This window comes from Ruegeria sp. AH12 (assembly GCF_056541465.1).
On record NZ_JBQFYL010000003.1, the window covers coordinates 434,725 to 446,821 of the forward strand.

At 57.0% G+C, this 12,097-nt stretch carries 8 protein-coding genes; 5 read left to right on the forward strand and 3 right to left on the reverse strand.

Features of this window, described 5'->3' with window-relative positions; genetic code table 11:
• Positions 1-89 precede the first annotated feature (89 nt).
• The 3 genes from ACR0EL_RS08780 to ACR0EL_RS08790 form a co-directional block, all read right to left on the reverse strand.
• Entirely contained in the window at positions 90-1,430 is a 1,341-nt protein-coding gene (locus ACR0EL_RS08780) for a sigma-54-dependent transcriptional regulator (protein ID WP_480499442.1), read from the reverse strand.
• Positions 1,427-3,157 (reverse strand): sensor histidine kinase, encoded by a 1,731-nt coding sequence (locus tag ACR0EL_RS08785; protein WP_480499443.1) that lies wholly within the window; start codon positions 3,155-3,157, stop codon positions 1,427-1,429. The genes ACR0EL_RS08780 and ACR0EL_RS08785 overlap by 4 nt, the downstream gene beginning before the upstream one ends.
• Before the next feature lie 999 nt (positions 3,158-4,156).
• A complete protein-coding gene (locus tag ACR0EL_RS08790) occupies positions 4,157-4,786 on the reverse strand; it encodes a LuxR C-terminal-related transcriptional regulator (RefSeq protein WP_480499444.1) in 630 nt (209 codons plus the stop codon).
• Between the two features lie 218 nt (positions 4,787-5,004).
• Here ACR0EL_RS08790 and ACR0EL_RS08795 point away from each other — a divergent pair, with 218 nt between their 5' ends.
• Genes ACR0EL_RS08795 through ACR0EL_RS08815 form a run of 5 tightly spaced genes read left to right on the forward strand, consistent with a single transcriptional unit; the run spans position 5,005 to position 11,962 of the window.
• Positions 5,005-6,246: a pyridoxal-phosphate-dependent aminotransferase family protein gene (locus ACR0EL_RS08795; protein ID WP_480499446.1), complete on the forward strand. Its 1,242-nt coding sequence runs from the start codon at positions 5,005-5,007 to the stop codon at positions 6,244-6,246.
• Positions 6,247-6,274: 28 nt separating this feature from the next.
• Positions 6,275-7,471 (forward strand): malate--CoA ligase subunit beta, encoded by a 1,197-nt coding sequence (locus ACR0EL_RS08800; protein ID WP_480499448.1) that lies wholly within the window; start codon positions 6,275-6,277, stop codon positions 7,469-7,471.
• A complete protein-coding gene (gene sucD, locus ACR0EL_RS08805; RefSeq protein WP_480499450.1) occupies positions 7,471-8,361 on the forward strand; it encodes a succinate--CoA ligase subunit alpha in 891 nt (296 codons plus the stop codon). Before ACR0EL_RS08800 ends, sucD begins: the two co-directional genes overlap by 1 nt.
• Complete coding sequence (locus tag ACR0EL_RS08810; RefSeq protein ID WP_480499451.1) at positions 8,361-9,332, forward strand: 2-hydroxyacid dehydrogenase; 972 nt, start codon at positions 8,361-8,363, stop codon at positions 9,330-9,332. Before sucD ends, ACR0EL_RS08810 begins: the two co-directional genes overlap by 1 nt.
• Positions 9,332-11,962, forward strand: coding sequence for a phosphoenolpyruvate carboxylase (locus tag ACR0EL_RS08815; protein WP_480499453.1), 2,631 nt, complete (start codon positions 9,332-9,334; stop codon positions 11,960-11,962). The genes ACR0EL_RS08810 and ACR0EL_RS08815 overlap by 1 nt, the downstream gene beginning before the upstream one ends.
• Positions 11,963-12,097: the final 135 nt, after the last annotated feature.

The window sequence follows — 12,097 nt, forward strand, 5'->3', positions numbered from 1 at the left end:
GAGTATCCAGGATGGACAGCAGCCTGCCCATGAAGGAAAATGCGCGTGAAACTTCGGAGTCCCTGCGGATATCCGCAGAGTGATTTCTCCTACAACAGCGCCTCTTTATCGAGACCGAGTTTGACGATCTTTTCATTGAGCGTCCGGCGGCCAATCCCTAGCGCTTCGGCGGCGGCATCCATGCGGCCTTTGTGTGCCTTGATGGCTTTGCCGATGAGCTCGCGCTCAAAAGCAGCAACCGCTTCGCGCAGCGTATCCGGTACTTCGTCAAAGTGTTGATCGCTATGTATAGCCTCCACGACCGACCCTCCTCCGCGCCGGGCCGCCAAAATACGCCGTTCGCAGACATGACGCAACTCACGCACATTGCCGGGCCACTCATGGGCCAGCAGAGCGGCCAAATCGTCCTGATCGAGTTCTGGCGCGTCTATCTCATAAACCTGCGCGTATTCGCTCAAGAAATGCGTTGCCAACAGAACCAGATCATCCCGTCTTTGCCGTAGCGGAGGTAAGGACAGGACGACAGTATTCAATCGAAACAATAGATCCTGACGCAGGCGGCCTTCCTCGGCGGCCAATTGAACGTCTTCGTTGGTTGCTGACAAGACCCTGAAACTTACCGGCACCGGCGACACAGCCCCCACCGGTAGCACCTGCTGATCTTCGATGACCCTTAATAGCTTGGCCTGAGCCGCTGGTGGGCATGAGCAGATTTCATCCAGAAACAAGGTTCCGCCCGAAGCTGCCACAAGCCTTCCGTCGGATTCGCCCACGACGCCGAACATTTCCGCCTCAAACGTATCAGCCGACAATGCGGCGCAATTCAGCGCCAGAAACGGTGCCTCGGGCGAACGGCCCAAATCATGTAAAGCATGAGCTACCAGCTCTTTCCCGGTGCCCGTATCCCCCTTCAACAAAACCGCAACCGATGTATCAGCAAGATCAAGTACGTCTTGTCGCAAGTCTGTAATGGTGTCTGTTTGGCCCAGCAGGATGCGGTCAAGGCCTGACAGTTTGAACAGCCGATCTTTGAGGCGGGCATTACTTCTTCGCATCCGGTTCTGTTCAGCCGCGTGCCTTAGCACCGTAAGCAATCGACGTGGTTCATATGGCTTTTCGATGAACCCATACGCCCCGTCCTGTATGGCCTGAACCGCCATGGGAATGTCACCATGCGCCGAAATCAATACCACCGGAGGCGCCACATCCCTGTCCAGGCTGGCCAGCAATTCGAGACCCGACATGCCGGGCATACGCACATCGGATAGAATGACATCGGGCGAGGCGTTGGCCAGATGTTCCGTCACCTGTGTCGCACGTGGCAAGGCGCTAACTGTCCAGCCGGCGGCTTCGAGCAACTCGACAAGGGACTGTCGCATTGATTTGTCATCGTCAACGACCAGAACTTTGAAGGGTTGCTGCTGAGTCATTCGTCCGTTTCTTCATTGATTGAGGCTATCGGGAAGCTGACACGAAAAATTGTTCCGCCGTCATCACGATTTCGGGCCGTCATTGTGCCATCGTGATCTCTGACAATGCTGGTGGAAATGGCCAGTCCCAAGCCCATGCCTCTCCCGCTTTCTCTTGCAGTTACAAATGGCTCTTGCAACTCAGCCAGCGTTGCCTCGCCCAACCCGTGACCGTTGTCCTGAATTTCCAACACGACCTCATCATCAATAGCCTTGACGGCGATATGGATTTCAGGCGCATCCGCTTCATCCATAGCGTCTATGGCATTGCGCAAAAGGTTCGTGATGACCTGTTCGATCCTTAGGGCACTGCCCCGGATAAAGACCGGATCGGTCGGCGCATCAATTGAGGTTTTCACCCTGCCCTGCTCGATGTTTGGCGCAACCAAAGCCACAGCGGCATTGACCGAAGTGCATAAGTCTACGTCGTCGAACGCCTCATTCTCTGACCGTGCAAAGAACCGCAATTGGCGCGTGATCCCTTCCATCCTGTCGACGAGGCTTCCGATTTTTTGCGGTAGCTTGGTCTCACCTGAAGATGAGATCTCTGCTGCCACAAGGTGATTGCGCATCGCAGCGATGGGCTGGCCCAATTCATGTGTGACAGACGCGGAGAGTTGCCCCAGAGCCGCCAGTCGGCTTGCGCGCTCCAACTCGCCTTGGGTGCGTTTGAGGCTCCGCTCGGCTGTCTTGCGGTCGTCGATTTCGATAGCGAGCCTTTCGTTTGCCTCCCGCAGTTTTGCTTCTTCCTCTTCGGACCGCGCCAAGGCCGCGCTAACGCGTCTCGCGCGTTGTATCTGGAAAAAGATAAATGCGAGCCCCGCCAAAAGGACAAAAACTGCGGTTACAAGCCAACTGCGGGCTACGGCCTGATCGTCACTTGCAAAATAGTGAAGCGACCAGCCATGAGGCAAATCCGTAGCCGCAAGATGCAAGCGCTTCGTCCCCGCAATTCTGGCCTGCCCTCCCGGCAACTCAACCCAATCCAACGCATCCAAGTCTTGCCCCGGAAACTGCCTGGCATCTCGAATCCGTTCTTGCTGTGGTTCTGATAATGGTGTCAACGCGCGATATTGCCAATCCGAGTTCGAAGAAAGCAAAACGACGCCGTCTTCATTGGCCAAAAGAACCTGTTCGCCCGAGTTTTTCCAACTATCCTGAAGACTAGAAAAATCGATCTTAATCGCTATGACGCCAGTTGAAGTTCCCTGGTCGTCAAGCACTGCGTTGGCGATGAAGTATCCTGGCAGACCAGTCGTCGCCCCGATGGCATAGAAACGGCCCTGTTCGCCAGAAATGGCGCTTTGGAAATACGGGCGGAAAGCGTAGTTCTGGCCAACAAAGCTCCCTTTGTCGCGGTAGTTCGATGCGGAAATCGTGATCCCGTCTTCGTCCATCAGGTAGATCGCATCCAGACCGGCCTGGTCTGCAAAATCCTCGAGGCGTCGGTTTAAGGTTCCGGTGCCATCGCCTTCGGCTGTTCCAATTACAAAGGAGTCTTGTGACAGCACGTATGTGAGATGGGAAAAACGTTCGAGTGCGCTATTCACCGAGCTTTGGTAGAGAGAGAGACGGCCCTGCGCTTTCGAAAGCTCTTCTGAGACGAAGTATTGGTAAGAAACCAAATAAAGGCCAATGCTGGCGGCAATGGCTACTAAAATACCTACAATATAAGAAGCTGATCGCATTGACTGCCCATGAACTGCGACGCCATAGGATCACAGTAGGTTTTAGCCGTCCATCCCAAGAGTTCTATTCCGACATTTGGATGTTCAAGCCAAACAAGAATGACCGGGTAACTTGAGATCGCAAGCAATGAACAGACCTGCCGAAAATAGCTTTATTCCCTGCATAAGTAGACGCAGCCCAAAGGAGACATTCGCCAACCGGCCTCGCTTCTGTAGTGGTAGATCGCAAAGCAGTCATTGAAGTTCGCGCCAGCTAGCGAATGGGTGCGCTGTTCATCGTCTTTCTTGACTTTAGCGTCGCACATTCGACAGGCTCTGAATGCGTCCAGAGCATAAGGCCGCGCCAGACGCTCTATTTCACGTCTGACAGCAATTGCCGGCACCGGACCATTCCGGGGTAGGCCGAGACACCCTTGCACCGGAGAGCAAGATGCCGTCCTTGAAAACGCGCTGATCGGCCCCACTGAAGTGGTCCGTTTTGATTGTTAGTGCGCGGCTAACCTTTGGTCCATCTGGACGACGGTTTCTGGTGCAGGTGGGAGATACCGCCACACTACTTGTGCCAACGGTAGTGGGTCTGCTCAGTTGAGCGCACCTCGCACATCGCATCGATCCGCGTCATTCCCTGCCCAAAAAGCACCTCAACTCACCTCTAAAATGCAATGAACCCCCTTGCCAAACGTTTCATATCGCCCAGATCATTCCCTTCGACAAAGATAAGCTTCAGTAGGCCCTTACGAATCGCGTTCTTTGAACCAACACACGGAAAACTGTTTTCATTGGCCAGGCGGTCGTAAACGTCGTCATAGGCTTCCGCGTACCATCCCTGCGCAGTAGCCGCCGCATAGATGAAGGACTGCTTTTTATTTGTTTGGTTAGCAAATCCCGGATTCTGGTTTCACAAAAATCTAAAAGCTCTAAGTATCTGATTTTGCCGGCAATCCAGTTTCACCAAAGGGGTGATCCGACAGTACACGCTCGGCTATTGGAGCAATTCAATTAACCTGAGGCTGCGCCAGAAGAGTAGAAGAATGCAATCGCTTGAGCCCTATTTTTTACTGAGAGCTTTTCGTAGATATTGGACAGGTGAAACTTGACCGTGTTGGTTGAGATTTGCAGGTCTTTCGAAAGATCGCGGTTCGATAGCCCCTTGGCCAGTGCTTCAAGTATGATGCGCTCTTTACGAGACAAGGTGTGGATCGGGTCTCTCTGCATTTTCCGAACGTCGATGAATGGGAACACCATTTTGCCAGCCGCTACGTCTGCACAGGTTTCCAACAGATGCTCAACCTCACCCGACCGCGAAGCGAACCCCGCTGCGCCAGCCTGCATTGCGAGGCGCGGAACATCTCCTGCTTCATCACCGTAGACGACAAAACGGGGCGCGCTCTCCTGCTCACGCAAAACTTCGATCAGTTTGGCCGCACCCAGGACCGGCAAATTCCAGGCAATTACACAAACCTTGACCGGAACTCTCATCACCGCGCCCAGAAACCCTTCGGCGGTTGCCGATGTGGCCACCAGAGAGAATCGCGGATCACGTTCAAAGATCTCTGACATGGCCGACAACACCAGCGGATTATTGTCGGCAAGCATTACGTCAATCGGTTCCTGAGCAGGCTCTGCCATTGATTTTACACCCAAAATCCAGAAATGCTACCCATTAGTGTAGGGCATTTCTTAGTATACTTTTGCATTCTTGCCAAAATGGGTAGGTTTCTACCCATCCTATTAGAAGGCCTAAAGCAGTAGTAAGTTACGTTGCGCGATGAAGCAAGCGACGCTTTTCTGATCCACAACACGATATTTGGGCGTGGTCGACCACCCCGACGGTCAAGGAGGATCGAATGACTTTCCAGATTTACCCTACGCTCGAAATCCCCGAGACGCTGGCGGCTGGTCCGGGGCCGGGCAACACCGATGTCCGCGTTCTTCAGGCCTTCTCCAAAGCCGGAGTTGCGGATCACATGCAGGGCGACGTTCTGCGCGGCATGGTCGAATGCAAGCACATGTTGCGCGAGATCTGGGGCACTTCGAATACATATACGTTCGCGGTCGCAGGCACGGGCTGGAGCGCACTGGACACCATGTTCTCCGCCGTCATGCCTGGCGACAAGGTTGTTGCATTTAACAACGGCACCTTTTCAGGCATTGACACCCTGACCCTGCGCATCAAGGCGGCAACGCCGGAGGAGCATGTCGCCAACCCTCTGGACCCGCAGGCCGCCAGTGTCACCGTCATCGACGTTCCGCATGGCCAGTCAGTGACCGGCGAAATGGTCGAGGCCGCACTGGCCGAGCATAAGCCCAAATGGGCCTTCATGGCGCATTGGGAGACGGGTTCGGGCCGTATCAATGATCTGCGCGGATTCTCGGATGCCTGTGAACGTCATTGCGCAATGGGTCTGATCGATGCCGTTTCGTCTTTGGGTGTCGAAGATTTCCGGATCGATGACTATCCGGGCATCGCCGGCTGGGCATCGTGCCCGCAAAAGGGCCTTTGCTGCTTGCCATTGACCTATGCACCGGTCAGCTTTTCCAAGGACTACATTGACAGCCTGAAATCAACTGGCGCCTACAGCTATGTCCACAATCCCATTTTCGAGGCCCGTCATTGGGGAATCGTCGACGGACAGGACGTCGAGAAAGGGACATATCACCGGACCCATTCCGGGTACGCAGTGGCTGCCTTCCATGAATCCCTTCGTCTGACGCTGACTGAAGGATTGGCGAAGCGGTCAGCTTCGTACCGTACGCATGAAAAGGTGCTGCGTGACGCCGTAACCGCGATGGGTTGCGAAGTGACTTCGGATATGCCCAGCCTTCTGGTCCTCAACCTGCCGCCGGAGCTGGCCGGGCGCGAGATGGAGCTGGTCCAGAATTGCCGGGCGCGCGGGTTCGGCATCTGGCCAACCCTCAGCGCACCGGTACAGGTCCGGATCGGCATCCTCAATCAACTGAACCGCCAGGCGATCAGCCAGATCATCCGTCTGTTCGCCGAAGCCATGCGCGAATTGGGTGGCACCGTCGACTTCGAAGAGATCGAGGCATTGCTCGAAAGCCGTTACGGCACGTCGATCGCTGCTTGAACGCACTGCATAAACGGGAGGAATGCAGATGGATATTCATGAGTATCAGGCGAAGGAAGTTCTTTCGAACTTCGGTGTTGCCATACCGTCCGGCGCGTTGGCCTATAGCCCTGAACAGGCAGCCTATCGCGCCCGAGAGCTTGGCGGAGACAAGTGGATTGTCAAAGCACAAGTCCACGCAGGCGGCCGCGGCAAAGCGGGTGGCGTCAAGCTGTGTAACAGCGAAAATGAGATTCATACGGCCTGCGACGAGATGTTCGGCCGCAAGCTGGTGACCCACCAGACCGGACCGGACGGCAAGGGCATCTATCGTGTCTATGTCGAATCCGCCGTGCCGATCGATCGCGAGATTTATCTGGGTTTCGTTCTGGACCGCTCCAGCCAGCGGGTGATGATTGTAGCCTCCTCAGAAGGCGGCATGGAGATAGAGGAAATCTCGGCGGACCGCCCCGACAGTATCGTGCGTTCCATCGTGGAACCCGCCGTCGGGCTACAGGAATTCCAAGCCCGCGAGCTCGCGTTCAATCTGGGCCTTGAGCCCCGTCTGGTACAGCAAATGGTCCGGACGCTGCAGGGCTGCTATGCCGCCTTCAGCGAACTGGACGCAACCATGGTTGAGATTAATCCGCTGGTCGTCACTGGCGATGACCGGGTTCTGGCGCTGGACGCCAAGATGAGCTTTGACGACAACGCCTTGTTCCGGCATCCCCAGATTTCCGAACTGCGCGACAAAAGTCAGGAAGACCCGCGCGAAAGCCGCGCGGCAGACCGAGGGCTGTCTTATGTGGGCCTTGAAGGCAATATCGGCTGCATCGTGAACGGTGCAGGTCTGGCCATGGCCACGATGGACACGATCAAGCTGGCCGGTGGCGAGCCTGCGAACTTCCTCGACATTGGCGGCGGCGCCTCGCCGGAACGTGTCGCCAAGGCCTTCCGTCTGGTTCTGTCCGACAACAATGTTCAGGCGGTTCTGGTCAACATCTTTGCCGGTATCAACCGCTGCGATTGGGTCGCCGAAGGCGTCGTACAGGCACTGCGTGAGTTGGAGATCGACATCCCTGTCATTGTACGTCTTGCCGGGACCAACGTCGAAGAGGGTCAGAAGATCCTCGCCAAGTCCGGCCTGCCGATCATCCGTGCCACAACGCTGATGGAAGCCGCCGAACGGGCGGTGGGTGCCTGGCGGAACGACCTGACACAAAACACCAAGGTGAGGGCTGTATAATGAGCATTCTTCTCGACCGCGACTCTCGCGTAATCGTTCAGGGCATCACCGGACGCATGGCGCGCTTTCATACCAAGGACATGCTGGAATATGGCACCAACGTAGTCGGCGGCGTCGTTCCCGGAAAAGGTGGCGAAGCCGTCGAGGGTGTGCCCGTGTTTGACACCGTGAAACAAGCTGTCGAAGCCACCGGCGCGGATGCGAGCCTTGTGTTTGTCCCGCCCCCATTTGCGGCAGATTCGATCATGGAAGCCGCAGATGCCGGTATCCGCTATTGCGTTTGCATCACCGACGGCATTCCGGCTCAGGATATGATCCGCGTCAAGCGCTACATGTACCGCTACCCCCGCGATAAGCGCATGGTATTGACCGGCCCGAACTGCGCCGGAACCATCAGCCCAGGCAAGGCGCTGCTGGGGATCATGCCTGGGCATATCTACCTGCCCGGCAATGTCGGCATCATTGGCCGCTCGGGGACGCTGGGTTATGAGGCTGCGGCGCAGCTGAAAGAGCGCGGTATCGGAGTTTCGACCAGTGTCGGCATCGGGGGTGATCCGATCAATGGTTCCTCGTTCCGTGACATTCTCGAACGCTTTGAGTGGGATGAGGACACCGAGGTTATTGCCATGATTGGCGAGATCGGCGGGCCGCAAGAGGCTGAAGCGGCTGAATACATCCGCGATCACATTACCAAACCCGTCATTGCTTATGTTGCCGGTCTGACCGCACCAAAAGGACGGACCATGGGCCATGCCGGTGCGATTATCTCGGCTTTTGGAGAAAGTGCATCGGAAAAGGTCGAGATTCTGTCCGCCGCCGGTGTGACTGTTGCCGAAAACCCTGCCGTCATCGGTGAAACAATCGCCCGTGTCATGGGAAAGGCTGCGTGATGGTCAAGCCTTCGGTTCTTGTCACCCGTCGTTGGCCTGCCGCCGTCGAGGCGCAACTGGCCGAGAACTACAACGCCGTGCTCAATACCGGGGACAAACCAATGTCCTCGGCCGAAATACGCGATGCGCTAAAACGCTATGACGCGGTTTTGCCTACGGTCACGGATACGCTCAGCGCCGAGGCGCTGGACGTGCCTGCGGCCCAGACCAAAATACTCGCCAATTACGGCGTTGGATACAGCCATATCTGCGAACCATCGGCGCGCAATCTAGGGATGACCGTAACCAATACACCGGATGTCCTGTCCGAATGTACGGCCGATCTGGCCATGACATTGCTGCTGATGGTTGCCCGTCGCGCGGGCGAAGGCGAGCGCGAATTACGCGCTGGAAACTGGTCCGGTTGGCGTCCGACCCACCTAGTCGGCACGAAGGTCAGCGGCAAGACGCTTGGCATTATCGGCTTTGGACGGATCGGGCAGGAAATGGCGCGGCGCGCGCATCATGGCTTTGGCATGAAAATTCTGGTGCAGAACCGCAGCGCAGTGTCAGCCGAGGTGCTGAAACAGTTCAGCGCAACGCAGGTCGAAACGGTCGATGATTTGCTGCCACAATGCGATTTCGTCTCGCTGCACTGCCCCGGAGGATCGACGAACCGACACCTGATCAACGGGCGTAGGCTCGACCTGATGAAGCCTGATGCCTTCCTTATCAACACCGCCCGCGGCGAAGTTGTGGACGAGCACGCTCTGGTACAAGCCCTCATGTTCGACACGATCGGCGGCGCGGCGCTCGATGTCTTTGACGGCGAACCCCGGATCAGCCCGGACCTGCTGCAGTGCGACAATCTGGTGATGTTGCCCCATCTGGGGAGCGCCACGCGCGAATCCCGCGAAGCCATGGGGTTTCGCGTTCTCGACAATCTCGGCGATTTTTTTGCAGGTCGTACTCCGCGGGATCAGGTGATCTGATGCAAGCGCTGGCGCGGAGTATTCAGCCCACCCCGGAACCTTCGAACTATGCCGAAGGGTTGCGTTCGGAATTGCGGGTGTTGTGGCGGAACATCTTGCTGAAACGGGCGCCCCATGTGGCGACCTGGGCCGAGGCCACGCCGTTGCAACGCATCCCCGCCGGGCGGGAAGCAACACCATACTTGCAGGCCTTGTCGATCTGGTTTCAACTGTTGCGCATCATTGATGAAAACGCAGAAGTCCGGGACCGTCGCCTGACCGAGACCCAAAGCGGGGCCGAAGCGGTCGAAGGCGGATTCGCCGAGGTTTTGTCTGACCTGTCCCTGACGGATCGCCAGACGAAAAAGCTGACCGCTGATCTGTGCGCCGGTCCCACCCTGACCGCGCATCCGACCGAGGCCAAACGGGTCACTGTTCTGGAAATTCACCGTCGGATTTACCGCAACCTTGTCGGTCTTGAAACCCAACGCTGGACCCCGACCGAACGCGCCGAACTGCTGAATGGCCTGGAGGGTGAGATCGATCTTCTGTGGCTGACGGGTGAACTTCGACTGTCGCGCCCAAGCCTGCACGATGAAATCGAATGGGGGTTGCAATTCTTCCGGGATGCAATCTTTGACGCCGTCCCGCAGGTCATGGATCGGTTCGATCAGGCCTGCCTGCATGTGCTAGGCCAGACCCTGAATGAAACACCCGATATCCGCTTTCACAGCTGGATCGGCGGCGATCGGGACGGCAATCCGAATGTCACGACCGAGATGACCGCGCTGGCTTTGCAACGCGGGCGCGAAACGGTTCTGGACCTTTACCGTCAGGCCCTTGATCAAGCTGCAAGCAGGCTGAGTATCAGTGCACTCATATTGCCGCTGCCCGAACCCAACAAAGCGCGTATACAAGAAATAATCGACCGGGTTCCGGATGCTGGCCGAAATCGGAACGAACCGTTTCGGCAGGCTCTCAATGCCATTCGCCAGCGGCTGACAGATGGCGGCTATGGTCACATCTCACAATTCGTGAGCGATCTTGATGCGCTTGATAACGCATTGTGCGCGGTCAACGCCGATATTCTGGCGCGACGGCATATCCGCCCTCTGCGCCGTGCCGCGACGGTTTTTGGGTTCCGAACCACAACGTTGGATATCCGTCAGAATTCGACCGTCACAACTGATGTTCTGGCCGAAATCTGGTCACAATCCGGGCAGGCTCCGGACTATGGCACGGCCGAATGGTCTGCCCGTTTGCGAACCGAATTGTCGGATCAGAACCTGCCTTATCAAAGCCGCGATGCGCTGAGCGATCAGGCACAGGAATTGCTCGCTCTTCTGGCGCTGGTCCACAGCGTACGATCAGGGCCAGATCCCAAGGCAATCGGCCCGTTCATCCTGTCTATGACCCGCTCTGCCGATGATATGCTTGGCGTCTACCTGCTGGCCCGTTATGCCGGGTTCGGGTCCGAGACACTAGATATTTCGGTGGTCCCGCTATTTGAGACGATTGCCGATCTGCGGAACGCCCCGGCGATCTTGCTGGATGTCCTGGGCGTTCCGCTTGCCCGCCGCAGCCTCAAAACCAACGGTAACGTGATTGAGGTGATGCTGGGATATTCGGACAGCGGCAAGGATGGCGGCTACTTCTGCTCAACATGGGAACTGGAACGTGCCCAACGCCGGATCGTGTCGGCACTGGCCTCGCAAGGCTTCAAGGCCACATTTTTTCATGGTCGCGGCGGCTCGGTCAGCCGGGGCGGCGCACCTACAGGACGCGCCATCGCCGCGCAACCCAGCGGAACAATTGCCGGGCGATTGCGCGTAACCGAACAGGGCGAGGTTGTTTCAACCAAATATGCCAACCGCGGAACGGCTGCAGCGCATCTGGAATTGCTGCTTTCAAGCACGCTACGCCATACCGCCAACCCTGGCGAAACCCCTGCCCGGCCCGAGTTCGACGATGCGCTGGATGCCCTGTCGGAACTGTCGCAGACGGCCTACGTCTCGCTTCTGCAGATGCCGGGTTTTCTGGATTATTTCCAGCAAGCCAGCCCAGTCGAAGAACTTGCCCGCCTGAAAATCGGGTCCCGCCCGACCCGCCGGTTTGGCGCAGCCAGTCTGGATGACCTGAGGGCCATACCATGGGTTTTTGCATGGTCGCAGAACCGTCACCTGATCACCGGTTGGTACGGGTTTGGCGCCGCCATGATCAGCTTTCGTAAATTCCGTGGAGCGCGCGGTGATGAAGTGCTGCAGGACATGTTTAATGACTCTCGCCTGTTCCGCCTCGCCGTTGATGAGATGGAAAAATCGCTCTATCAGGCGGATATGGATATCGCCGCACAATACGGCGACCTTGTCCCTGATACTGAGACCCGCCAGCGCATCTCGCGGGCTATCAAAACGGAATACGACAGTGCCTGCAGCGCAGTGCAGTTTCTGACCGGCGGTCAGACCATCGGTCACCGTTTTCCTCGTCTGTGCGAGCGGTTTGATCGTAAACGGGCCGAACTGGCCCGCATTCACGCGCTGCAGGTCGAGCTGCTGCGACAAGCCCGAAGCGAGCCGCAGGCAGGATCGGTTCCTGTGCCTTTGCTGCAATCCATGAACGCCATTTCCGCTGGCCTCGGCTGGACCGGCTAACCCTTTTCAGGAGGTTTCAACGTGAACGCCCCGCAACGCACCCAGGGTTTTTTCACCCAGTCCTTGTCCGACCGTGACCCTGAGCTGTTCGGCTCGATCACATCCGAGTTGGGCCGTCAGCGCGACGAGATCGAG

Excerpts from the sequence above, each read along its gene's own strand:
- sucD (WP_480499450.1), top strand. The coding sequence starts at position 7,471 with ATGAGCATTCTTCTCGACCGCGACTCTCGCGTAATCGTTCAGGGCATC.
- ACR0EL_RS08780 (WP_480499442.1), bottom strand. The coding sequence starts at position 1,430 with ATGACTCAGCAGCAACCCTTCAAAGTTCTGGTCGTTGACGATGACAAA.
- ACR0EL_RS08815 (WP_480499453.1), top strand. The coding sequence starts at position 9,332 with ATGCAAGCGCTGGCGCGGAGTATTCAGCCCACCCCGGAACCTTCGAAC.
- ACR0EL_RS08795 (WP_480499446.1), top strand. The coding sequence starts at position 5,005 with ATGACTTTCCAGATTTACCCTACGCTCGAAATCCCCGAGACGCTGGCG.
- ACR0EL_RS08790 (WP_480499444.1), bottom strand. The coding sequence starts at position 4,786 with ATGGCAGAGCCTGCTCAGGAACCGATTGACGTAATGCTTGCCGACAAT.
- ACR0EL_RS08810 (WP_480499451.1), top strand. The coding sequence starts at position 8,361 with ATGGTCAAGCCTTCGGTTCTTGTCACCCGTCGTTGGCCTGCCGCCGTC.
- ACR0EL_RS08785 (WP_480499443.1), bottom strand. The coding sequence starts at position 3,157 with ATGCGATCAGCTTCTTATATTGTAGGTATTTTAGTAGCCATTGCCGCC.
- ACR0EL_RS08800 (WP_480499448.1), top strand. The coding sequence starts at position 6,275 with ATGGATATTCATGAGTATCAGGCGAAGGAAGTTCTTTCGAACTTCGGT.